Source organism: Flavobacterium helocola, from assembly GCF_038289885.1.
Classification (GTDB): Bacteria; Bacteroidota; Bacteroidia; order Flavobacteriales; family Flavobacteriaceae; genus Flavobacterium; species Flavobacterium cheniae.
On the sequence record NZ_JBBYHT010000007.1, the window covers coordinates 45,346 to 68,921 of the forward strand.

General features: G+C 31.8%; 29 protein-coding genes. 19 read left to right on the forward strand and 10 right to left on the reverse strand.

Features of this window, described 5'->3' with window-relative positions; translation table 11 throughout:
* Positions 1 to 63 precede the first annotated feature (63 nt).
* Positions 64 to 537: a DMP19 family protein gene (locus AAEO58_RS12500; RefSeq protein WP_341683736.1), complete on the forward strand. Its 474-nt coding sequence runs from the start codon at positions 64 to 66 to the stop codon at positions 535 to 537.
* On the opposite strand, the gene AAEO58_RS12505 is transcribed toward AAEO58_RS12500, so the two are convergent.
* Positions 534 to 935 (reverse strand): excinuclease ABC subunit B, encoded by a 402-nt coding sequence (locus tag AAEO58_RS12505; RefSeq protein WP_341683738.1) that lies wholly within the window; start codon positions 933 to 935, stop codon positions 534 to 536. The two genes, AAEO58_RS12500 and AAEO58_RS12505, sit on opposite strands and share 4 nt — an antisense overlap.
* Positions 936 to 1,007: 72 nt before the next feature.
* On the opposite strand from AAEO58_RS12505, the gene AAEO58_RS12510 reads away from it, so the two are divergent.
* The 8 genes from AAEO58_RS12510 (at position 1,008) to AAEO58_RS12545 (ending at position 8,395) form a co-directional block, all read left to right on the forward strand.
* Positions 1,008 to 1,457, forward strand: a complete 450-nt coding sequence (locus AAEO58_RS12510) for a DUF1456 family protein (RefSeq protein ID WP_341683739.1) — start codon at positions 1,008 to 1,010, stop codon at positions 1,455 to 1,457.
* Between the two features lie 116 nt (positions 1,458 to 1,573).
* A complete protein-coding gene (locus AAEO58_RS12515; RefSeq protein ID WP_341683740.1) occupies positions 1,574 to 2,062 on the forward strand; it encodes a hypothetical protein in 489 nt (162 codons plus the stop codon).
* 21 nt (positions 2,063 to 2,083) lie between these two features.
* The gene (locus tag AAEO58_RS12520) at positions 2,084 to 2,446 is read left to right on the forward strand and encodes a hypothetical protein (protein WP_341683741.1); all 363 of its coding nucleotides are present in this window, start codon (positions 2,084 to 2,086) and stop codon (positions 2,444 to 2,446) included.
* A gap of 48 nt (positions 2,447 to 2,494) precedes the next feature.
* Positions 2,495 to 2,962 carry a hypothetical protein gene (locus tag AAEO58_RS12525; protein WP_341683742.1) on the forward strand — a complete coding sequence of 156 codons (468 nt, stop codon included), beginning with the start codon at positions 2,495 to 2,497 and terminating at the stop codon, positions 2,960 to 2,962.
* An 844-nt stretch (positions 2,963 to 3,806) separates the two neighbouring features.
* The gene (locus tag AAEO58_RS12530; protein WP_341683743.1) at positions 3,807 to 6,413 is read left to right on the forward strand and encodes a PAS domain S-box protein; all 2,607 of its coding nucleotides are present in this window, start codon (positions 3,807 to 3,809) and stop codon (positions 6,411 to 6,413) included.
* A gap of 7 nt (positions 6,414 to 6,420) precedes the next feature.
* Positions 6,421 to 6,855, forward strand: coding sequence for a response regulator (locus tag AAEO58_RS12535; RefSeq protein WP_341683744.1), 435 nt, complete (start codon positions 6,421 to 6,423; stop codon positions 6,853 to 6,855).
* Between the two features lie 218 nt (positions 6,856 to 7,073).
* Positions 7,074 to 7,646, forward strand: a complete 573-nt coding sequence (locus AAEO58_RS12540) for a hypothetical protein (protein ID WP_341683745.1) — start codon at positions 7,074 to 7,076, stop codon at positions 7,644 to 7,646.
* A gap of 158 nt (positions 7,647 to 7,804) precedes the next feature.
* Positions 7,805 to 8,395 (forward strand): hypothetical protein, encoded by a 591-nt coding sequence (locus tag AAEO58_RS12545; protein ID WP_341683746.1) that lies wholly within the window; start codon positions 7,805 to 7,807, stop codon positions 8,393 to 8,395.
* A gap of 94 nt (positions 8,396 to 8,489) precedes the next feature.
* On the opposite strand, the gene AAEO58_RS12550 is transcribed toward AAEO58_RS12545, so the two are convergent.
* From AAEO58_RS12550 to pyrF, 3 genes are read right to left on the reverse strand one after another with little or no spacing between them, the layout of a single operon-like run.
* Positions 8,490 to 9,272, reverse strand: a complete 783-nt coding sequence (locus AAEO58_RS12550; RefSeq protein ID WP_341683777.1) for an alpha/beta fold hydrolase — start codon at positions 9,270 to 9,272, stop codon at positions 8,490 to 8,492.
* A 57-nt stretch (positions 9,273 to 9,329) separates the two neighbouring features.
* A complete protein-coding gene (locus AAEO58_RS12555; protein WP_341683747.1) occupies positions 9,330 to 10,124 on the reverse strand; it encodes an ABC transporter substrate-binding protein in 795 nt (264 codons plus the stop codon).
* 11 nt (positions 10,125 to 10,135) lie between these two features.
* Positions 10,136 to 10,948: an orotidine-5'-phosphate decarboxylase gene (pyrF, locus tag AAEO58_RS12560; RefSeq protein WP_341683749.1), complete on the reverse strand. Its 813-nt coding sequence runs from the start codon at positions 10,946 to 10,948 to the stop codon at positions 10,136 to 10,138.
* A 212-nt stretch (positions 10,949 to 11,160) separates the two neighbouring features.
* Between pyrF and AAEO58_RS12565 the strand changes: the two genes are divergently transcribed.
* Genes AAEO58_RS12565 through AAEO58_RS12585 form a run of 5 tightly spaced genes read left to right on the forward strand, consistent with a single transcriptional unit; the run spans position 11,161 to position 12,991 of the window.
* Entirely contained in the window at positions 11,161 to 11,313 is a 153-nt protein-coding gene (locus tag AAEO58_RS12565) for a lmo0937 family membrane protein (RefSeq protein WP_133606109.1), read from the forward strand.
* Positions 11,314 to 11,332: 19 nt separating this feature from the next.
* Complete coding sequence (locus tag AAEO58_RS12570) at positions 11,333 to 11,602, forward strand: YtxH domain-containing protein (protein ID WP_341683750.1); 270 nt, start codon at positions 11,333 to 11,335, stop codon at positions 11,600 to 11,602.
* 9 nt (positions 11,603 to 11,611) lie between these two features.
* Positions 11,612 to 11,995 carry a hypothetical protein gene (locus AAEO58_RS12575; RefSeq protein ID WP_341683751.1) on the forward strand — a complete coding sequence of 128 codons (384 nt, stop codon included), beginning with the start codon at positions 11,612 to 11,614 and terminating at the stop codon, positions 11,993 to 11,995.
* Positions 11,996 to 11,997: 2 nt separating this feature from the next.
* Positions 11,998 to 12,327 carry a hypothetical protein gene (locus tag AAEO58_RS12580; protein WP_290820005.1) on the forward strand — a complete coding sequence of 110 codons (330 nt, stop codon included), beginning with the start codon at positions 11,998 to 12,000 and terminating at the stop codon, positions 12,325 to 12,327.
* A gap of 10 nt (positions 12,328 to 12,337) precedes the next feature.
* Positions 12,338 to 12,991, forward strand: coding sequence for a hypothetical protein (locus AAEO58_RS12585; RefSeq protein WP_341683753.1), 654 nt, complete (start codon positions 12,338 to 12,340; stop codon positions 12,989 to 12,991).
* A 188-nt stretch (positions 12,992 to 13,179) separates the two neighbouring features.
* Here the strand turns inward: AAEO58_RS12585 and AAEO58_RS12590 are convergent, their stop codons facing one another.
* The 3 genes from AAEO58_RS12590 to prfA form a co-directional block, all read right to left on the reverse strand.
* A complete protein-coding gene (locus AAEO58_RS12590; RefSeq protein ID WP_341683754.1) occupies positions 13,180 to 14,334 on the reverse strand; it encodes a T9SS type A sorting domain-containing protein in 1,155 nt (384 codons plus the stop codon).
* Between the two features lie 90 nt (positions 14,335 to 14,424).
* Entirely contained in the window at positions 14,425 to 15,180 is a 756-nt protein-coding gene (locus AAEO58_RS12595; protein WP_341683756.1) for a LuxR C-terminal-related transcriptional regulator, read from the reverse strand.
* Positions 15,181 to 15,361: 181 nt separating this feature from the next.
* Entirely contained in the window at positions 15,362 to 16,435 is a 1,074-nt protein-coding gene (prfA, locus tag AAEO58_RS12600; protein WP_133606099.1) for a peptide chain release factor 1, read from the reverse strand.
* Positions 16,436 to 16,621: 186 nt separating this feature from the next.
* Here prfA and AAEO58_RS12605 point away from each other — a divergent pair, with 186 nt between their 5' ends.
* From AAEO58_RS12605 to AAEO58_RS12625, 5 genes are all read left to right on the forward strand, one after another.
* On the forward strand, positions 16,622 to 18,826 hold the full coding sequence (locus tag AAEO58_RS12605) for a TonB-dependent siderophore receptor (RefSeq protein ID WP_341683757.1): 2,205 nt from the start codon (positions 16,622 to 16,624) through the stop codon (positions 18,824 to 18,826).
* 3 nt (positions 18,827 to 18,829) lie between these two features.
* Positions 18,830 to 19,381 (forward strand): PepSY-associated TM helix domain-containing protein, encoded by a 552-nt coding sequence (locus AAEO58_RS12610; RefSeq protein WP_341683758.1) that lies wholly within the window; start codon positions 18,830 to 18,832, stop codon positions 19,379 to 19,381.
* Positions 19,382 to 19,496: 115 nt separating this feature from the next.
* The gene (locus tag AAEO58_RS12615) at positions 19,497 to 19,952 is read left to right on the forward strand and encodes a hypothetical protein (protein ID WP_133606093.1); all 456 of its coding nucleotides are present in this window, start codon (positions 19,497 to 19,499) and stop codon (positions 19,950 to 19,952) included.
* Between the two features lie 124 nt (positions 19,953 to 20,076).
* Positions 20,077 to 20,925 carry a L,D-transpeptidase gene (locus AAEO58_RS12620; protein ID WP_341683760.1) on the forward strand — a complete coding sequence of 283 codons (849 nt, stop codon included), beginning with the start codon at positions 20,077 to 20,079 and terminating at the stop codon, positions 20,923 to 20,925.
* 176 nt (positions 20,926 to 21,101) lie between these two features.
* Positions 21,102 to 21,440 (forward strand): hypothetical protein, encoded by a 339-nt coding sequence (locus AAEO58_RS12625; RefSeq protein WP_341683761.1) that lies wholly within the window; start codon positions 21,102 to 21,104, stop codon positions 21,438 to 21,440.
* Positions 21,441 to 21,578: 138 nt separating this feature from the next.
* On the opposite strand, the gene AAEO58_RS12630 is transcribed toward AAEO58_RS12625, so the two are convergent.
* Genes AAEO58_RS12630 through AAEO58_RS12640 form a run of 3 tightly spaced genes read right to left on the reverse strand, consistent with a single transcriptional unit; the run spans position 21,579 to position 23,555 of the window.
* Positions 21,579 to 23,045 carry an aminoacyl-histidine dipeptidase gene (locus AAEO58_RS12630; protein WP_341683763.1) on the reverse strand — a complete coding sequence of 489 codons (1,467 nt, stop codon included), beginning with the start codon at positions 23,043 to 23,045 and terminating at the stop codon, positions 21,579 to 21,581.
* 7 nt (positions 23,046 to 23,052) lie between these two features.
* Positions 23,053 to 23,346 (reverse strand): type II toxin-antitoxin system RelE/ParE family toxin, encoded by a 294-nt coding sequence (locus AAEO58_RS12635; RefSeq protein ID WP_341683764.1) that lies wholly within the window; start codon positions 23,344 to 23,346, stop codon positions 23,053 to 23,055.
* On the reverse strand, positions 23,346 to 23,555 hold the full coding sequence (locus AAEO58_RS12640; protein WP_291139715.1) for a hypothetical protein: 210 nt from the start codon (positions 23,553 to 23,555) through the stop codon (positions 23,346 to 23,348). Before AAEO58_RS12640 ends, AAEO58_RS12635 begins: the two co-directional genes overlap by 1 nt.
* Between the last annotated feature and the right edge of the window lie 21 nt (positions 23,556 to 23,576).

Here is a 23,576-nt window from a genome sequence, read left to right on the forward strand (position 1 = left end):
TAGGAGTTTAGATTCTGAAACAAGTTCAGAATGACAAGAATATAAAACGTTAATCAAGAAATTATGAGCAAAATTGAAAACATTCTAAAATTAGAAGACGAAATCAAAATCATTGAAGCGATTGGAGAAATCATTTGGCAGAAAAAAGAAGAAACAGAAGATTTCTCTTCGTTAACCGATGAAGAAAAAGTATTCGTTTTTGTAGATTTATTTGAAGGTGCTATGGGAGAAGGCGGTTTTCAATTCTTTTTCAGTTCAGAAGCAGGTGATTTTGCAGAAGAAGTCATTACATCTTATAAAGAAATAAAAGCATTTAAAACGGCTGAATTAATTTCAAAAGCATTGAGTTTATTTCCAGTTAAAGCCTATTCATCTGACGTTGAAAAAAGAATGGAATTCATCGAAAAAGCAGACGAAAACATCATTTCTGGTTGGGAAGACTTAGACGAATTATTCTTTGAAGACGAAACTGAAGAAGACATTGTAACTTTAATCGTAGATTACATTAAGGCTAACGAAAATCAGTTTGGGACTTAATTATGCTGTTCAGTAAAAACTGACAACAAAACATCTCCCTCGACCATTCGGTTTGGGGAGTTTTTCATTAAATTCAATACGCGTTTCATTGCATACGGATTCAATCCCATGTTGATTCCGATTTCGTTGATTTTAATTTGTTCGGCTTCGTGCATAACGCCATCGCAATGCATTAATAAAGCCAAACGGTAAAACTGACAAATTCTATGAAACTCATCTTTAATTACAGAAACAGAAGCTCTATTTTCAAATAATTTATGAAAAACAGGCTTTTCTATTTCTAATTCCATGGCTACCATTTCCAAAAAATCGTACTCTCTATCGTGCAATTCGCCATCGATTAAAGCAAAAGCAATCATTTCTTGTAATAGACTTAATTTTTCTTGTAACGTATCCATACATTATTTCTTTGCGGTAAAAATAAGAAATCTTAATTTAAATGGATATCTTTGACCTAATATTTTATACAAATGAATAACAACGATATTTTTAAAAAGTTACGCGTAGCGTTGCAATTACGTGATGACCAAATTATTGAAATTTTAAACTTGGTTAATTTTAGAGTTTCAAAAGGTGAATTAGCGAATGTATTTAGAAGCGAAGACCATCCAAATTTTATGGAATGTGGCGACCAATTATTGCGTAATTTCTTAAACGGATTAGTCATTCATTTGCGTGGAACTAAAGAAGAACCTAAAAACCCAAAAGAAGTTTTAGACCAAATAGCAAAAAACAAAACCGCTATATCAAGAGAAGACAAAAAGCCCGATTTTAAAAAAGAAGGCGAGAAAAAACCTTTTAAACCAAAAGGCGCTCCTGCTAAAAAACCATTTGGACAAGGCAAACCTTCCGACAAAAAACAAAAACCCGAAAGCCCAATAGAACGCTTTAAGTTCAACTCAGGTAAAACTAAAAAATAAACAGAATCCTCAAGCAATTGGGGATTTTTTTGTTAGTAGGTATTTTATAATTATTATTTATATTTGAGAAAAGAAAATTGAATTTACTAATTAACGTATACTAACCTATAGAAGAAATGAAAAAAATCATCGGAATATTATGCTTTTTATTGTTTCATTCATGCTCTTCAAAAAAAAGCATAATTGAAAAAAGTAATGATAGGTTATTTTTAGCAAAAACTATTGAAAACTATATGCTTAATTGTACGGATTCAAATGATTTAAAAGTTCATACTAAAGCTAAATATAATCTAGAAAATTCCACAATAACTTTTTATATTGGAAACTCTATTTCTGATTATTATCAAAAATGGAATATACCCTTAAGAGATATTGAAATTGAAGTTGAAGTTGAAGTTGAAGTTGATAATAAAAATTCAAAAACATTATTAAGGGAACTAAAAATAAAAGGAATTGATAACAAATCTGTTATAAAATATTCTGAAAATGGAATTGAAGAAACAGAAAATTCAGATTATTTTGTTATTTACTTATATAATTGGTGTGATAAAAATGAACAAAATAACTTTATAGCTGCACTTAAAAGAATTACTGCATTAAATTAATTAGACTAAAGTAACTAAAAAATGAAAAACTGCTTTACCCTTATTCTGATATTCATTTGCATAAATTCATTTTCACAATTAAAATCAAAGACCATATATTTTGAAATTTATTATGAAAAAGATTATCCAATTGCTGGAGGGAATATAGTAGAAAGAGAAGCAAAAAAAATAAATGAAACTACCACTGATTTTAATGGAAAAGCTCAACTGATTTTAGCAGATTTTAATTCAGAATTCGAACTTTCATTTACTGGCCCACACGTAAGATTCAAAATTCCTAAAAAAACACAAAAGATAATAATCAATATTGATAAAAAAAGAATTGAGTATTATAATAATGATAAAATCTTTAAACGTAAAAGAATTAAATTAATTGGATTTTAAATATTTCTATTATATCACTGTCGCATTCTATGATAAAAACAACCAAAAATGAAGAAAATCATTAAAATAAATATAGCAATAATTACAGTTTTTATTACTTTACTTTTCATACGTCCTCAAAAAGTTATCTACGAACCAAAAATTACTGGAAAAGTAGTTGACGAAAACAAAAAACCTGTTTTCAATGCAACAGCCTATAGAATTGAAGAAGAATATTACATAGATGAAAAAATCGGTTCTAATGAGTCTAGAGAATTAAGAACAGAAAGTGTTAAAACTGACAAAAATGGAAATTTCAATTTTCAAGAAAAATCAAGAATAGATTGGTTTCATACTCCTTTGGATTTACCAATTGCATATTGCTATGCAGATTTTGAAATAGAGAAAAGTGGCTATGAACTTTATAAAACAAAGTATGGCGAATTTGAACAATACAGAAAAGAAAATTGTTACGCTTGTGAAAAAGTCGAATTCAAACCAATTATTAGTTTGAAGAAAAGTCAAAAAAAACAATAACTTAAAAAGTGGACTAAAAAAATAGTTGCTAAAAGCGTTCTGATTTAATATTTATATCCTGATTTTTTTATGAAAATCGGCAGCATAATGAGATGTTTTGTTATATTTGTAATGGCTTGGTTATTGAATAATCGCCACTTCTTGAAGCCACAGAACGTCAGGCTCTAAAAAAAACCTCTTTTTTCTACAATTTCATTTTTAAAATCGCATATATCTTCGCTTTATGACAAGCTAATTTTGAATTTATTTGGTCGGTTCCAAAAATAATCGAGGCTAAAAACAGCTTTAAATTGGTCATTTTTGTAAAAAACAAACCCTTTCTCTTATAGGGTGTGTTCCAAGCTTGGAGTTTAGCTATTAGATCGGGAACTCCAAGGATATTGATGCTACGCTTGATGTTATAGACCTGCATGATTAAACTATGTTCAATGTTTACTTTTTCTAATCTCCGTTGAGATAACCATATAAATACAATTTTAAAAAGACTTCTAACCTAAAATTAGGCCGTCCTTCGGTTTTTAAAACTTTAGGCTCAAAACCTATTTTAATTGCGTTGATATGAGTAACAAATGCCTCAATAAACGAACTAGATTATCAAATGTTATCTTATCTTCTAAGCTACTCATTTGGAGCTGATGACGTGAAATTCCTTGAATATGTTGCACACATAAAAATACAAAATCTGTATTTTTCTTACAAGTATTTCACTATATTTGTTAGAAAGATTGTGAGGTTTTTTCACAGTCTGACGTTAGCAAACATTTTATGTAACACGTGAATATCAGAAATCAGTCAGCAAAAGCCAATCACAGATAGGTTAAAATATTACTAATAACAAAAAATTATGGAGCAAAACAATAGCCTCATAGACGAATTAAATGAGAAGATAGCACTGCTGGAAGAGATTCAAAATATCAACCAAATTGGACATTGGGAACTTTATTTAGATAATAATAAAGTTAAATGGAGTGAGATGGTTTATGATATTCATGAACTACCTCATAACACAGACTTAGATAAAACCCAAGGGATCAGTTTTTACCACCCCGATTATCAGGAATTAGTTTCAAAAGCAGTTGAAAACTGTATAATTAATGCCGAACCATTTAATATCGAATGCATACTTATTACAGATAAAAATAACGAAAAGTGGGTTAGATCAAAAGGTAGAAAAAAAGGTAATAGATTGATTGGAAGTTTTCAAGATATAACCGATTTAAAAAACCAAGAACTTAAATTTAAAGGGATATTTAATTCCACTTTCACCTTTATCGGTTTTTTAGATACAACCGGCATTTTGCTGGAAGCTAATGATACAGCAGTCAATCTGGCAGGTATTAAGCATAGCGATGTAATCGGTAAATACTTTTGGGACTGTTATTGGTGGCAGATTTCTAAACATACACAGGAAGAGCTTAAAGTGAATTTTCAGAAAGCACTCTCAGGTGAAGCTTTGGAATATGAAGTGGTTGTGTGGATTGCCAACAAAACGCCAATCACTATTCTTTTTACACTAAAGCCAATTTTTGATGACAACGGAAAAGTGATTTACATACTTCCGGAAGGTCGCCCTGTGCAAGAACTTGTGGATGCAAGACGTAGATTCAAATCCGTATTGGAAGGCACTAATGTGGGCACATGGGAGTGGAATGTACAAACAGGTGAGACCATATTTAATGAAAGATGGGCTAGCATAGTGGGCTACACCCTTGAAGAACTTGCTCCCATTAGCATTGAAACCTGGATAAAGCTGGCACATCCTGATGACTTGGAAGAATCCGGCAAAAGATTAACTGCTTGTTTTGAGAAGAAATCTGAGTTCTATGAGTTTGAAGCCCGGATAAAACATAAGGAGGGGCATTGGGTGTGGGTATATGATCGTGGAAAAGTATTTGAATGGACTGATGATGGCAAGCCCTTGTGGATGTACGGAACACATGAGGATATTACCGAGTATAAACATAGTGAAGAAGCACTTAGAGTAAGTGAAGAAGCTTTTAGAGGAAACTTTGAAAATGCAGCTGTGGGTATGGCTATCATCAGCCCGAAAGGTCAATGGCTAAAGGTAAACAAGAAAATTTGTGAAATCGTAGGATACTCCGATGAAGAGTTGATGCAACTTGCCTTTCAGGATATTACACATCCTGAAGATTTAGATATTGATTTAGGCTTACTTAACGAATTAATTGAGGGTAAGCGGGATCACTATGAAATGGAAAAAAGATATTTTCATAAGGCAGGGCATATCGTCTATATCATTCTTGCGGTTTCTATGGTTAAAGATGAAAATGGAAATATACTCAACTTTATCTCTCAGATAGTTGATATCACACCGCTTAAGCTTACTGAAATGCGATTAAAAACCCTCTTGGAAGAAAACAGAGCCTTGATGGACGCTACTACAGAAGTGGCATTTATATCAACCAACGAGGAGGGAATAATCGAAGATATAAATATTGGAGTCGAAAAATTATTGGGATATACCAGCGATCAAGTCAATGGCCAATCCATGATAGATTTGCTGTTTTTGCATAAAGAATGGGAGGAAACTTCAAATGCTTTGGTAAAAAACCGTTCCGGAAAATTAGAAACCAGAGAATTACTCTATGCTTTGGCTAATGAAAGTAAATACAAAAACAGGGAATGGACATTTAAAAAAGCCGATGGATCAATAATGGATGGCTTGGTGTCGGTTACAGTAATCTTTTTCGAGGGGAAACCGACAAAGTATCTGGTTGCTGCCACCAATATCAGCCACATTAAATTCATTCAGGCACAGCTAAAACAAAAAAATGAAGAGCTCGAACAGTTTGCTTATATCGCGGCTCATGACATGAAAGAGCCACTGAGGGGTATAACTACCTATCTTTCCATGCTGCAAAAAAAATACAGTGACCGTTTGGATGAAAAAGCCAATCTATACATCAACAATGCATATGACAATGCAAATAGAATGAAAACCCTGATTACCGATATCCTTGATTTCTCAAAAACAGGTGTAGTCGGTGACCAACCGGTCAATTTGAACAACTTGCTGGATTCAATCATCTATAATTACCAAGCTGATGTTAATACAAATGCAATTATTAGCAGATCAAAGATGCCGATCTTAAAGGGTGATGCGAGTTCATTTATTCAGCTATTTACCAACCTTATTAATAATGGCATCAAGTATCAGCCCAAAGGACAAACACCGGAAATTAAAATAGAAGTTGCCGAAAGCGAAAAATGGTGGGCCTTTACCGTTGCCGATAATGGAATTGGAATAGCCCCAGAACATCAAAACAGAGTATTTGAAATTTTCAAACGCCTTCACACAGAATCTGAATACACAGGTACAGGAATTGGCCTGGCTACCTGTAAAAAAATAGTTGCTGCCTATGGTGGCAAGATCTGGTTCGAACCTGTTGCCTCTAGAGGAACTATTTTTAAATTTACCATACCAAAATAATTCAAAAATGAAAAAATTAACCATTCTTTTAGTTGAAGATAACGAACAAGATGCTTTTCTGATTAGAGAAGCCTTGGACGATCAATCATTCTTGCATGAACTGCATCATGTTGTTAATGGTGCAGAAGCGATGAAATTTTTAAGAAAAGAAGCACCTTTCGAAAATTCGAACTTGCCTGACCTGATCTTGATGGACATCAACATGCCCATAATGGATGGTCACGAAGCCTTACGGGAAATCAAATCTTTAGAGGATTTCAAGCAAATACCGGTATTAATACTTACTACCTCATCCAGGAAAGAAGACATTCTAAAAGCATATAAAGAGCAAAGCAGCTCATACATTGTAAAACCTGATAATATTTTTGAATTAGATAAGCTCGCTGATTCCTTAAAAAATTATTGGATAAATACCGTAAGGTTGCCTAATAAAAATCAGTAAATGACAGGCTAATTATATTAAACAAAAGAAATGAACGTTTGCTAACAGCGTGTATTATAAATAGCAGTCTCAGTGATAAATAAAAGATCACTACTTTTATTGAAAATCAGTACCAAACTGTAAGCAAAGTGCTTTTTAATCCGCTACTTCTCATACATGCAGCACGTCAGCAGAAATTCATGAAGGCATTGCAAAATAAACGCTATTACTAAATAAACTTGAGAAAGCTAAAATTTAATAACAATCCAAAAGAAAAAAATATTGGTTTTTCTGAAAATGAAATCAATATTTTAATTAAAGAACTAAACATTCAAAATGAGGTTTTTATAAATTACTTAGAAAATGCGGGGAAAAAGTCAAATATTTTTGATGTTGATTTTTTAGATGCTAATCAATACATTAGTCTTCAAAATGAGTTTAGAAAGTTAATTGATAATGATTCCGACATTAATTTGAAAACAAATTCCATATGCTTCTTTAATTATACCTTTGATTACTATAATAACAAATACTTCTATTTTATAAAAACGGATGAAAGATTAACAAACCCAAATATATTTTATTATAGTAATGGTGAAGTTCCTATTGGTGTAAACTTTAGAGATGAAAGGACAGAAAAAATTGGAATTGTTGATAAAAAAAGTGGTTTTAGTAATCATATTAATTATCAAACAGAACTTAAATTTGGAACGAGTATTATAAAACAAATCAAAGGCTACTTTATTTTAACACTATTCTTTCCTTTTGGGTTACTATTAATTGTTTATTTTGAAATAAAAAAAAGATATTAAAAAAACTTCTACTAACAGGTTTCTGGCAAGATTGCGAATTTTGTAGTAAATTCACATTTACATTTTGCAAGAAATTTTATCTTTAACAGAAAACAATCGGTTCAGAAGTTCGCGACCTTGCAAAGCTAGCGGGACGTTAGTAGCAATATTGAAAAACGATGAACATAATCAACATTTTACTACAAAAATTCAGTAAGTTTTATGGAACTGAAGCAAATGAAAATGGTGCTTATTTTCATGAGGATTTTTTCAATCAAGTTGAAATTCTTCCACGAGAAAATCTATTTCATCTGAAAAAAGAGAATGAGAAAATTGAGAATTTTGCTGAAGAAAATTTTGATGGAAATGGCTTTACAAATATTTATCTTAGAAATGAAAATCCAATTATTATAGCTAATAAGAAATTTACTTTTGAGAAACTTGATAAATTACTTTTAAACCTGGACTTAAAAAAAAACACTGAGGTTTACGAAGGTTATGGAGCAACAAAATGGAAATGTGAAAATACTTTTGCTTATTCTTACAAAAGTGCTGACATAATAATCACTTTAAAAGATAATGTAGTTCACGATTTTTGGATTAATGGCTTTAGATTTCACAAAGACATTGAAACTAAATCCATATTAAAAAATATTTTATTGACAATTGGTAATGAAATGGATTTAATATTAAATGATTGGGATTTATCTGCAGTCATAGATTTAAAAAATGAAAACGAAATCCAAAAATATTTAAATGAAGAATTATAAAAAATACTTTTACTAACCACAGTTTACTTCAATTACTACTTCCTAATTTCCCTATATAAAATCCGCAATTGAAAAGTATAATCAACCTATCAACCTACCTTTTCTTCAAATATCCAATCACCGCTTCATTAAAAATAACCGGTTGTTCTACATTTACTACATGTCCGCAGTTTTGGATGATGAAAAGTTCGGCGGTTTTAACGTGGTTAGCTACGACTTGCTTTACCGAAGGTAAAAACATATAATCTTCTTCGCCCATAACGTAAAGTGTTGGGATATTTAGTTCTTTTTGACGGAACCAGCGTAATACTGGGTTAATTTCGGCGGTAAGTTTGAACCATTTAATGAATTCTTTTTGATACAATTTCTTGGCTTCGTTGATAAAAAGTAAACGCGATTGTTTGTGGTTCTTTTTCGGCATTATCACAAAAGCAAAAAACTTATACAACACCAAATACGGCAACACATATTTAAACGTATTTCCCAATCGCATTAATACTTGCGAACGGAAATTCATTTTTAAAATCGCACCACCTAAAATCATGCTTTTGACACGATTGGGATGCATTTCTGCTAATTGACGAATAACAATTGAACCTAACGAAATTCCAACAAAATGAGAGGTTTCAATTTTTAAAAAATTAATAACCTCAACAATGTCTTCGGCAATGGCTTTAAACGTATATTTTTGTTTGAATGCTGATTTTAATTGTTCTTTTGAATCTCCATGACCACGCAAATCCAATAACAATACATTAAAATGCTTCTGAAAATCGCGAATTTGCTTGAACCACACAGACGAACTTCCTCCTGCTCCATGAACAAAAGTAACCCATTCTGTACTCGTTTCGTTTTTATAAATTGTGTAGGAAATCAAAATTTTAATTTTGCCCAAATGTACTGCTTTTCAACAAAATTAACGATTGAACAAATTTTAAATTTTAGTATGTAGTTTTTTGAAGTAATCAAATGCTTTCAGCAATCGACTTCCGTACCAAGAAAACATTTCGCCATCGACAAAAACAGTTTTGGCATGATGTGTAAAACGTCCTATTTCAAAAGCATGTTCATCGGTAAATGGAAAAGGTTCGGAAGACAAAAAAACATAATCAGGATCGCCTTCTAAACGAATTTTCTTTAATTCGACTTCTGGATAACGACCTTCTTTTACTTCGTAAATATTCTCGAAATGATTTAATTTCAATAATTCATTGATAAACGTATGATTTCCAGCTACCATATGAGGTTTTGCCCAAATAAAATAAGCTGCTTTTTTAATAGGTTTATCTTTGATGAATTGCTGAAAGTCTTGGTAAGCAAAGTTAATTTTGTCTATCCATTTTTGAGCATCAGTTCGTTTATTGAAAAGTTGACCAAAATCGTGAATCATTTGTAAATTATCTTCAATCGTGAGAATATCGGTTACCCAAACTGGACAAATAGCACTTAATTCTTCGACAATTTCTTTGGTATTTTCCTCTTTATTACAAATGATAATATCAGGCTGAAGTGCTTTTATTTTATCGAATTTGATGTTTTTTGTTCCGCCAACAATCGTTTTCGTTGCTTTAAAATGAACAGGATGCACACAGAATTTAGTTATTCCAACGATGTTATCTTCCAAACCTAAATCGTAAAGTAATTCGGTTTGCGAAGGCACTAATGAAACAATTCGCAATGGAGTTGAAGCAAAAGTGTGTTGGGTTCCTAATTGGTCTGTGAATTGCATTTGTTCAAAATTTATCCCAAAATCTCTTTCATCTCTTGTTGCAATTTCAACGCTTCTTCCCTAGCCTTTTCAGCGAAATCAGTTCCGTTTGAAGCGTAAATAATTCCTCTTGAAGAATTGATTAACAAACCTACATTCTTGCTCATTCCGTATTTACAAACCTCAGCTAAACTTCCGCCTTGAGCGCCAACACCTGGAACTAGTAAGAAACTATCAGGAACAATTTTTCTGATTTCAGTGAAATATTCAGCTTTAGTTGCGCCTACTACATACATCAAATTATGAGCATTTTTCCATGATTTTGAGGTTTCCAAAACTACTTTGTACAATTCTGTTCCTTCTACATTTTTCGTTTGAAAATCAAAAGCGCCTTCGTTTGAAGTTAATGCCAACATAATCGTGTGTTTGTCTTCAAATGCTAAGAAAGGTTCTACTGAATCTTTTCCCATATAAGGAGCCACAGTTACCGAATCGAAATCTAAGTCGTTGAAAAAGGCTCTAGCATACATGGATGACGTGTTGCCAATATCGCCACGTTTTGCATCGGCAATGGTGAAAATTTCAGGATACTTTTCGTTGATATAATTGATGGTTTTTTCTAACGATTGCCAACCTTTTATTCCGTAAGCTTCATAAAAAGCGGTGTTTGGTTTATAAGAAACACACAAATCGTGAGTTGCATCAATAATCGCTTTGTTGAATTCGAAAATAGGATCTTCGGTTTGTAGTAAATGCTCGGGAATTTTATTCAAATCGACATCCAAACCAATACATAGAAAAGATTTCTTAGCTTGGATTTGGTCTTGAAGTTGTTGTGTTGTCAAAACGTTGTGGTGTTTATGTTAGTTGTTTGGCAAAGTTAGTTCAAAGTTTTGGAAACTCAAAGTAACGAGAATTCAATAAATGTGGGAAATCTGTAACATTTAGCCTTTGGTATGTAACACAAATTGATTCAATAAGTTACACCTTTGTTAGAGTTCAAAAAGATAAGTCAAAAGCTTGTCTTAGTCAATTATAAACTTTAAAACATAAAGATATGTCAAATTTATTATACACCATTGCCATAGTGCTTGTTATTCTTTGGGCATTAGGATTTTTTGTTTACAGTGCGGGTAATATTATTCACATTTTGTTGGTAATCGCTGTAATTGCGATTTTATTCAGATTAATCAAAGGAAGAGAAATATAAATCATTAAAAAATAATAGTATGAAAAATACAGACGTTATTGTAGGAGTGTTAGGTGGATTAGCAGTTGGTGCCTTATTAGGCGTATTGTTTGCTCCAGATAAAGGAAGCAACACCAGAAGAAAAATTGCACAAAAAGGAACCGATTTAAAAGATAACTTAAAAGGAAGTTTTACTGATTTTATTGCTTCGGTTGAAGATCAATATTCAAACTTTACTTCTAATGCAGAAGAAGTTATTGAAGATGGAAAATCGAAATTAGAACGAATGAGTAACGACATTACCAGATAAGAAATAGCAATGGAAAATATAGCCACCGATATAGAGCTACTTTACAAAAAAGCAGAACAGTATTCCAAAACCAGTTTTGAATTACTACAATTAAATACCATAGATAAAACATCAGATGTAATCTCATCTTTATCGGTTGTTATTTCCATCTCTATTATTGTGGCTATGTTTACCTTGTTTATTAACATTGGAATTAGTCTTTTTATAGGCAAACTCTTAAATGATTATGCCATGGGATTTTTCCTAGTTTCTGGATTTTATTTTATAGTTGCCATTATTGTATTCATTTTTAGAAAAACACTAATTAAAATACCAATTGATAATTTAATTGTTTCTAAGCTATTAAAAGATAAGATTATCTCTGAAGATGAAAGTAATCCAAACCATTTATAAGGATGAAAGCGCTCAAACAAACCGATATTCTTGACAACAAAATTGCAGCATTAAAAATAAAACGAGCTAATGAATTCGTCGAATTAAAAGAACAATATTTTACTGTTCATAATTCATTTACTGTTTCCAATATTGTTAATCAAGGTATTTCCGAATTTTACAAAACCGCTACCAACAAAGACAATCTATTTTCAACCATTACCAGCGTATTAGGCGGTTATTTATCTAAAAGAATGGTAGTTGGCGAATCCAAAAATCCATTTAAACAAATTTTAGGTTACGGAGTTCAATTTGCAGTAACCAAACTAATTTCAAAAATTTCTAACAAATAAACAATCAAAAATGAAAAATTTAAAATTTCTACTTATTACACTTGCATCAGGAGTTGCTTTAATTTCATGTAAAGATGAAAAGCAAACTAATGCAGAAAAAGAAGTTGTGGCATATGAAATGTATGTAGACTCGTTAAACAATGTTGCTTTAAGTGATTTAAAAACAAACTGGGATAGCATTGAAAATGATCACGAAAGAAGAAAAATTGCAGCTGAAGTTGCTTTGCAAGATTTAGAAAATCGCGAAGAATTAGAAGGGAAAATACTAGTTTCTAGCGACAAATATGAATTATACAAAGCGAATTATTTAGCTCAACAACCTAAAGCAGCTACAAAATCAGTTGTAAGAACAGCACTTTTTGGAAGTGAAGATATTGGAGACGATATGGCTTTTACTTGGGTAAACAAAGACAACATTTTAAGAGTATATGACAACTTTACCTCAACAGTTGAAAAAAATAAAGAAAGCTACTCAAGAGAAGATTGGGATGAAATTAAATTATACTATGAAGCATTAGATACTAGAAAAAATACCGTTGAAAACGAAGGTTTATCTGGTTCTGACAACATGAAAATTGCATCAATCAAATTTAAATTTGCTCCTCTTTTAAAAGCGAATAGAATGGGCTCAAAAGCAGAAGAAAATTCAGAAGCCAAAGAATAGTTACAGTTATTTATTGATTCAAAAAAAAATGCCAAGCTATTATTTAGTTTGGCATTTTTTATATGTAATAAGTTTCCGAATAAAAAACTTCGTTCTCTTTTAATTTTTCCATGTTGTTTACCAACTGAAGTTCGTCGCCATTTTTTTATTCTAAAAATAATGACTATATGAAATAGATGAAATTTTGATTACTGTTTAATTATTTTAAAGTTATTTTGTTTATTGTTTCCTTTTAAATTTAGAAAATAAATACCAGCATCTAATTGACTAAAATTTATGGTATTGAATTCGATACTCCCATTTTTAACTTTTCTACCAGAACAATCAAACAACTCAAATTCATTGAAGTCTGTGTTATCAACTAGAAATAAATCTGATGTTACTGGATTAGGATACATTTTTAAAGTTTGCTCTGAAAAATTTGGCGTTCCAAGTGTTGTATCAATTATAGTTACAATTCTTCCTTGCTCTTCTAAAGTCATGTATAGTTTATTTCCAATTAAAACTACATCTCTGAAGTTCGCATAATATGGTGTCCCATTAAATGTATCTTGGTAAGTTGTTTGACTCCCAATAAAGTCTAGGGTAGCTGCAGGATTATTAACATCTATTTTTTTAATTTCATGTGCATTCGTAACGTACAAATATCCTGTAGAAGTTATAAAAATACCTTTATTAAAGTTTAAAACTGAAGTGTTTAAATATTCCTGAGGTACAGCTGTACTTGACGATAAATCAAATTTTATAATTTTTTCTTCTCCACCAGAACCAGATGAAATATACAACATATTATTATAAACTTCCACATCTTGTACTGGAACATCATTAAGGCCAATGTCCGAATATTCAAGTATTGGTGTTGGTGAAATTTGAGTTGCATCAAAACTATAAATATCAGTTGAATAAACATCTGGAGATGTTTCAACCTCATTTGAATAATAAATTGTGTTTCCTACTATTGCAAAAGAAGCAATAAAATTAGATGAACTAATAACTGTTTGTATTCCTGCACCCAAATTGGTAACATCTAATTTTACAATTTGCATTCCCACAAAAGTATCAGTAGATTCAATCCAATTTTCCGCCAAAATAAACAAATTATTTCCCAGTTTTAATGTTTTATATGCATAAAAATCAGGAGGCATCGTATAAATTAAATTTGCAGATGGGGAACTAACAGAAGTATCAATAGTATAAATATTATCCCAGCCATTAACATAAATAATATTTCCATCTACTATCATTTTTGTCGGATTATTTAATCCTGATACATATTCAGAAATTTGTGAAAAGGAAAAATTAACCGATAAAAAAATAATCAACGCTAGAGTAGTTTTTTTCATAATGTTTACGTTTTTAATTATAAACAAAATTATGATACCTAAATTTTCAAAACAATACACCAAAATGAGTATATTTTTAATTAAAAACTATTAAATTATCCCTTGAAGAATACAATTTTTTATAAGTTGTGCCGTATTTTTAGAATCGGATTTAGCTAATATATTATTGCGATGTTTCTTAACCGTTAAAGCACTAATGAAAAGTTTTTCAGCAATTTCCTCATTATTTAATCCGTTACCGATAAGTTTAATAATATCAATTTCTCTTTTTGAAAATTCTTTTAATTCCTGATTTTTTTCATCTGCATATAAATTCATAAAAGAAGGTTCTTCATTAAGTCCAATAAAGGAAACCTTATACGTATTAAAGTTACTCAAATGATCTATGCGAGTGTGAATGTTTAGCGACTTTCCTAATCCTCCATCATCATCTAATGAAAGCATTAGGGATTGATGATTAAATAGAGCGTATTCTCCATTTTTTAATCGAAATCTAAAATTGTAACTTGTTTTATAACTTAACATTTTTTCGTAACCTACTTTTTCGTAAAAAAAATCGGTTGCAACTGCTTCAGCTTTAGCTACAAATTCAATATCATCGGGATGAATTGCTTCTAATATGTCATTAAATGTAACCGTTTCAGAATCAAATCCATGTATTTGAGAAATTACAGGACTAATATTAGAAAGAGACATGTCAAAAAAATCAATGATGTAAAAATAAAATGGACCTGTGCTAATAATTGAATTTGTTAGCTCATTAAATGAAATCTGTTTTGATTCGTTCCTTTTTGCTATCCTGTTAGGGTACCAAACATCATATAAGTTTTGTATTTCTGGAAGCATTGAGTAGATTTTATAATCTCAAATATACACAAAATATAATTTTATTTTTAAAAACAATGAATTTAAAAATCCAAAAAAAATCGGAATAAAATTATTTCTATTCCGATTTAACAATCTTAAAAATCAATAAGTCAACTTATTTCAAGACAACTTAATATGTGCATAGAAAATATTAATCTTTTTAAAAAACTTCGTTTTCTTTTAATTTCTCCATGTTGTTAACCAACTGAAGTTCGTCAACAAATTTTTGAATTTTACCATTCATCACACCATCCATATCAAAAACGTCTAAACCAATTCTGTGATCGGTTACACGACCTTGAGAATAGTTATAGGTTCTAATTTTTGCCGAACGGTCACCTGAACTTACTTGCGAAGAACGTTTTGTTGCATCTTCCGCTTGTTTGATGGCTAATTCTTTTTCGTACAAACGAGAACGCAATACTTCCATTGCTTTATCTTTATTCTTATGCTGCGATTTTTGATCCTGACATTGCGCCACTAATCCAGTTGGAATGTGCGTTAAACGAACCGCAGACTTCGTCGTATTTACCGACTGACCTCCAGGACCAGACGAACAGAAAAAGTCAACACGAACATCGTTCATATCAATTTGTACATCAAATTCTTCTGCTTCTGGTAAAACCATTACCGTTGCCGCTGAAGTGTGCACACGACCTTGTGTTTCGGTTTGTGGTACACGTTGTACACGGTGTACTCCTGCTTCAAATTTTAAAGTTCCGTAAACATCCTCACCAGTAACTTCAAAAATTACCTCTTTGAATCCACCAGAAGTTCCTTCACTAATATCTACTACAGAAGTTCTCCAACCACGTGCTTCGCAATATTTAGTATACATACGGAATAAATCTCCTGCAAAAATAGAAGCTTCGTCTCCACCAGTACCTGCACGAATTTCCACCATAACGTTTTTCGCATCTTCTGGATCTTTAGGAATCAACATAAATTTGATTTCATCTTCCAATTGTGGCAAACGCTCTTTAGCTTCATCTAATTGCATTTTGGCCATTTCTACCATTTCGGCATCTGAACCATCAGCGATAATTTCGTTAGCTTCTTTTATATTTCCGTCAAGCGTAATGTACTCTTCACGTTTTTCAACTAAACCTTTAAGGTCTTTGTATTCTTTATTTAATTGTACGTAACGCTTTTGATCGGCAATTACATCAGGCTGAATAATTAAGTCTGAAATTTCGTCAAAACGTTGTTTTACATATTGTAATCTATCTAACATAGCTGTTATTTATTTTGGAGTGCAAAGTTACAATTTTAGTTTAAAGTTTAAAAATTTAAGTGTTTAAAAGTTTCGGTTTGAAAATCAATTCTTTACAAATATTATTTAAAATAAGTCTAAATAAATTTTGTAGTTTCATTATGACTTAATATTTTTGCATCATTATTTTAATTTAATCTAAATAAGATGTATAAAAACATTTTCAAATCCATAGTCCTACTGTCTTCACTTCAGGCAGTATCTCAAGAAAACCTTAACGACGTTAGTGAAAACTATTTTACAGCAAACGATACTGTAAAAAAGTTAAAAGAAGTGGTTATCGAAGCCAAAAACAACCCTTCAAAATCTTCAGTAAACAGAGCTGGAATCAAAGAAAAAGATTTACCTCAAGCCATTCAAGTGATTGGGGCCGAAATCATCCAACAACAACAATCCATTCGTTTGAGTGATGTTATTAAAAACGCTAATGGTGTTTATGTTGGTTCAGCACGAGGTGGCGCTCAAGAATCGTTTTGGTCAAGAGGTTACGACATGTCGGCCAACAACATGTTTAAAAACGGTTTCCGTTTCAATAGTGGTTCTATTCCAGAAGTTTCTTCGTTAGAAAAAGTAGAAATTTTAAAAGGTAGTGCAGCGTTATTATACGGAAATGTGGCGCCCGGAGGAATTATGAATATGGTAACTAAATCTCCAAATTTTAGAACCGGCGGCGAATTCACCATGCAAGCAGGAAGTTACAATTTCTACAAACCTTCAGCAGATGTGTATGGTGCTTTTAATAATTCGATTGCATATCGTTTTAATGGTTCATATGAAAATTCAGAAAGCTTTAGAGATTATGTTACGAAAGAACGCTACTACGTAAATCCTTCCCTACTTTTTAAAGTAAGTGATAAAACAGAAATCACGCTTCAAGCCGATTATTTAAGCGATGATTGGACACCCGATTTTGGTACCGGTTCTATTGGAAAAGAAATTGCTGATGTGCCAAGAAACGCTTATTTAGGTGCAAAATGGTCTAACGGAACTACCAAACAAGCTACAGCTTCTCTTTTAGTAAATCATGAATTCAATAAAAATTGGAAACTAAACTTTAATTCTTCTTTCCAAGATTACGATAGAGAATCAATTGGAACAGAACGTATGCAACCTGCAGCAAATGGCGATTGGAATCGTCCGTATGGAAGAAATAAAGCAGTAGAACAAATTCTAGCCAATCAAATTAGCTTACAAGGCAATTTTAAAACAGGTAAAATCAAACATCAATTGTTTACAGGAATAGATACTGAAATTTCATATGCCGATGCGTATACGTTTAGATTTTTTAATCCTACAACTGGAGCAACAGTAACCACTTACGATACTGTGAATATTTTTGATCCAGCTTCGTATGCTGCTTCAAATGAGTTACCCGCTTTACCTTCAGAAGTGACAAGAATCGTTAAAACCGAAACCAATCGTTTGGGAATTTATGCTCAAGATTTGATTTCGTTTGGAGAAAAATTCAAAGCTTTATTAGGTATTCGCTACTCGTATCAAGAAGCAAAACCTGAAACATACAACATTACAGCAAACACGGTTACTGAAGAAAAAATTCGTAACGACAGAGCTTTTTCGCCAAAAGTGGGATTAATTTACCAACCTACGAAAAGCATTACTTTATTCTCAAGTTATTCGAATTCGTTTACACCAAATACCGGAGTAGATATTAATAACGAAGCAATTGAACCATCAATCATTGACCAAATTGAAGCCGGAATTAAAAATGAATTCTGGAAAGGAAAATTAACAACAAACGTTACTTTATACCAAATTGTGAACAGCAATTTAGCACAAACAGCAGAATTTGATGCCAACGGAAACATCAATACCAACACCAATGTAAAAGCGTTAAGCGGTGAAACCACAAGTAAAGGAATTGAATTAGACATTACCTACAAACCTATCGACGATTTCAACATTATGGCGGGTTACAGCTACAACGATATGCGTTATACAGAAACCACTGGAGCAATAGGAAGTTTTATCGAAGGTGATCGTTTGGTTAGAACACCACAACATACCGCTAATTTGAGTTTCTTCTATACCGTTCCAACAGGAATGTTCAAAAATGTATCAGTTGGTGCAATTGGAAACTACATTGGCGACCGAGTTGGTGGTTGGAACAATCAGGTAAATCCAGCCTATCCAAACAATGTTTGGGATAGAGAAATTCCAGTAAATGGCTACACAACTATTGATGTATCGCTTGGTTACAATTGGAAACAATTTACATTACTTTGCAAATTATCAAATATTACCAACGAGTTAAATTATACGATGCACGAAAACTACAGTGTAAACCCTATTGCTCCAAGACAAATTTTAACTTCTTTACGATATAAATTTTAAACCATGAAACAACAAAAATTAGTTAGAGACATTCACCGCGATTTTGGCTACTTCTACGTAGGATTGATAATTTCGTTTGCATTTTCGGGAATTTTAATGAACCACAGAGAACATTGGCATCCTGAAAAATACACCATCGAAACCAAAAACATCAAAGTACAATTACCCAAAGAAAGCCAAATTACTGAAACCTATGCCGAAAATTTAGGAAAACAATTGGGTATCGATGATAAAATGCGTCGCCACAATGTAAAGAAAAGCACGTTTAAAATTTCGTTTGAAAAGCACGATGTAGAAATCGACATGAAAACAGGAAAAGGTGAAATTGTTGCCTTCAATAAAACTCCGATTATTAGTCAAACGATGAAGTTGCATAAAACCACATCCAACTGGTGGATTTACTACTCTGATATTTTTGGAATTTCTTTAATACTTATTGCCATCACAGGAACTTTAATGGTAACCCACGGCAAAAACACCTTTAAACGACGAGGCTGGAAACTAGCCGTAGCTGGAATAATTTTTCCAATTTTAGTTTTAATTATTTTGAGTTAATAAAAGAAAAAGGTTCATGAAAGTGAGCCTTTTTTGTTGATAACTTAAATGGAGTTGTAATGAAGTTTTTGGTATTTTTGAAAAATAATAAGATTAAAACTACAAATTAAAACTCATGAGATTAAAGATTTTTTTATTGCTTTTTATATCATCATTATTATTTTCCTCTTGTTTATTAAAACCCATTCAATCTGAATTTAGTTTACAAAGAACATTTTCTGATCCAGTAATAATTGGAGAATTTGATAATGGAAAAATATTAATCTATAATGGAGCTGGATTTAATCATAAAATAGATAACTCATCATTTATAAATGTATGGATTAACAATAAACCTTTAGGGCAACTTATGTCAAATGAATTTGCTATAATTTATTTATTACCTGGTAAATATGAATTCAAATTAGTTCACAAAGACATTAAAAATTTCACATCTACCCATATAATTGAAATAGATAAAGACACTAAAGTAATTTGCGTTAAACCTACAATAACATCAAACAAAGCAGAAATAACAAACGCTATTCCTAATAACTTTCATTTGTTTAGAAATATAATTAGACAAAAATAAGTTTAGAAGGTTCACGAAAGTGAGCCTTTTTTAATACTTCTAAAAATCAAAATCATGTAACTATTTCAAAGAATAATGTAAGACAACACACGTTTTATAGGTATAACTTTGCGAAAAAGAAAACATGAAAAACGTCTTAAAAATAGTGGTTTTGGCAATTAGTCTTTTTTCACTTTCTTGTAAAGAAGAAAAGAAAGAAGTTATAACCATTGTCAAACCTGAAATAAAAAGAAACGAACCTAAAGAAGTCGCCTATACATTTCAAAAAAGTGAAGATTGGTTAGAAAGTAACGGCACAAATCCAAAAGCGCTCGACTTGGTTTTAGCTCTAAATCGTGTGGATGCCGTGAATTTAAAAAAATTAGATTCAATAGTAGTTCCAACTGATTTTTCGGGTGATTTGGAATATTATATGCCTTTCCCGATAGAAGTGTCGACTTTGAACGAAGTAAGTAAAATTATTCTGTTTTCGTATGCCACGCAAGCTTTCGCGACTTATGAATATGGCGTTTTAACACATACCGGACCTACAAGTCTGGGAAGAGAAAAAGACAAAACACCAACCGGTTTATTTTTTACCAATTGGAAAGCAGAAGAAACCATAAGTACGTTTAACGATGAATGGAAACTAAAATGGAATTTCAACATTGAAAACAAACAAGGCATTGGTTTTCACGAATATGAATTACCTGGTTATCCAGCTTCGCATTCTTGTTTGCGATTGTTAGAAAAAGATGCCAAAATGCTATACGAATTTGCCGATCAATGGGAATTAGAAAGCGCCGAAAAAGTAAAATTAAAAGGAACTCCCGTAATTGTTTTTGGAAGCTACGATTTTAAAAACCCAAAAATTTGGAACACGTTACCACAAGATGCTAAAGCCTTATCAATCTCTGAAGCAGCATTAGAAACCACTATTTCACCTTATTTACCATCCATTTTAAAAGAACAAACAAAAAGAGAGAAAAAGTAATTTTAAATATTTATAGTCTAATTAGGTTCATGAAAGTGAGCCTTTTTTTTTGTTGATAACTTAAATTGACAATCAATTTACTAATTCTTATTTTTGACTTCACTGATTATAAAATATTGTAAATGATATCATTTACTCATTTTGTGAAAAACCATAAATAATTACAACCTAAAACAATGAATAATTTTGAAGATATAGAAAATGAACTAAATTTTTCAGAAGATTGGTTCAAAAATTTTAAATTAAAAACTCCTTCATATTACCATATTGAGGGTTACATTAATAAGTTACATGAAATTGTCAAAAATTTTGAAGCTAAAAAAGAAGTTTTTCAAAATGATTTAATTAGCATTAGACACAGAGCAGATATTTTAAATGCAGATTTAGCAGGAGAATTAAAATCTGATTATCAAAAAAACTTGGTTAGATATCGTGAAAAATGGATTGTTTATTATGAAGCAATTGATAAACTAAAAAAAGAATTTTTAGATATTGTAAAAAAAGATTTGTCCTAATTTCCTCTACGCTTACACGATAGTCACGCTCGTGAACACAAAGTAAAGCTAATAAAAACAAAGGTCACGAGCAAGATGCTCGCGCCAGCACAAAAAAAATCCCGAGCTAACTCGGGATTTCATCTTTATGCTATATTCTTATTTCTTAACCGGAATATTCTCTAAAATTTCCAAAACAAACTTCCAAAATTTCTGAGACGATTTAATTGACGCTCTTTCATCTGGGCTGTGTGCGCCGTGAATGGTTGGTCCAAAAGAAATCATATCCATATTTGGATAATTCGTTCCTAAAATACCACATTCTAATCCAGCATGACAAGCTACTACTTTTGGTTTTTCACCGTTTTGTTTTTCGTAAATTGAAGTCAAAACGTCTAAAATTTCAGAGTTTACGTTGGGTGTCCAACCTGGATAACTTCCTCCAAATTCTACTTCGCAACCAAATAATTCGTAAGCCGAACGTAGCGCATTGGCTAAATCCATTTTAGAACTTTCCACAGAAGAACGCGTTAAATTCTGAATCGAAATTTGTCCGTCTTTTACAATTACTCTTGCAATATTATTTGAAGTTTCTACCAAGTCTTCCATATCAGCCGACATTCTGTAAACGCCGTTGTGTGCTGCATAAATCGCTCTTAGTAATCCTTCTTGTACACCTAAATCCATTACTTTCGCAGGAACTGAATCGTTTTTAACAATCTCAATCGTTAAATTTGGTTCCATCGTTTTGAATTCGGTTTTGATATCGCCAATTACTTCTTGCATGTCAAAAACAAACGCTTCGTCATACATTTCAGCAATAATAACTTTCGCTACACTTTCTCTCGGAATTGCATTACGCAAACTTCCTCCAGAAATTTCAGCAATTTGCAATCCAAAATTCTCAAATCCGTCAAATAATAAACGGTTCATGATTTTGTTAGCATTTCCTAATCCTTTATGAATATCCATTCCTGAGTGTCCACCTTGTAAACCTTTTACAGTAATCGTGTAACCCACAGAACCTTCTGGCGTTTCTTCTTCGTTGTAACCTCTTGTAGCTGTAACATCAATTCCACCTGCACAACCGATATCAATTTCATCGTCTTCTTCCGTATCTAAATTCAATAAAATTTCACCTTGCAACACACCGCCTTTTAAGTTTAAAGCGCCTGTCATTCCGGTTTCTTCATCAATGGTAAACAAAGCCTCAATTGCAGGATGTTTGATATCTGTAGATTCTAAAATCGCCATAATCATTGCTACTCCTAACCCATTATCAGCACCAAGTGTCGTTCCGCGAGCACGAACCCAGTCACCATCGACATACATATCAATTCCTTGTGTATCGAAATCAAAATTAGTGTCGTTATTTTTTTGGTGTACCATATCCAAATGTCCTTGTAAAACAATTGGTTTGCGGTTTTCCATTCCTGGCGTTGCTGGTTTGCGAATGATTACGTTTCTGATTTCGTCTTCAAACGTTTCTAATCCTAAACTGGTTCCGAAGTTTTTCATGAATTCAATTACACGCTCTTCTTTTTTAGACGGACGCGGTACAGCATTCAAATCGGCAAATTTATTCCAAAGTGGCTTTGGTTCCAGATTTCTAATTTCTTGGCTCATTGTTTTTTTATTTTGGGTATTTAGTCGTATTCTGTGATGTATTAAAAACAGATAAAATAAAAACTGTTTTCTCTTTTTCGTCTATAAAATATAGAATAATGTAGGGAAAAATTTTAACTGGTAATCCGTGATAATCTTTATAGCGAATTTGAAAAAATGGGTTTGTTGCAATCGATTCAATATATTCATCAATAATTTGAAAAAAATAGTTACCTAAATCTTCTCTTTTTGACTCATAAAATTCTACAGCTTCTTGAATATCAGCAATAGCTCGAGGTTCAATTACGATTCTATAACTCATTATTTTGTTTTCAAACGAATTTGCTTTTTCGCTTCTTCCCAAGGGACAAAATTTTCCTTTTTTGAAGACGCTCTTCTTTCATCTAAAACTACTTTCATCTCTTCAGAAACGGAGACATCATTAACTACAGTTTCGTAATTAAATTTTTCAATCAATTTCATAAAGAAAGTCAATTCGTTATCCGGAATATTTAAAGTTATTTTTGTCATTATTCCTAAAATTTAAAGAAC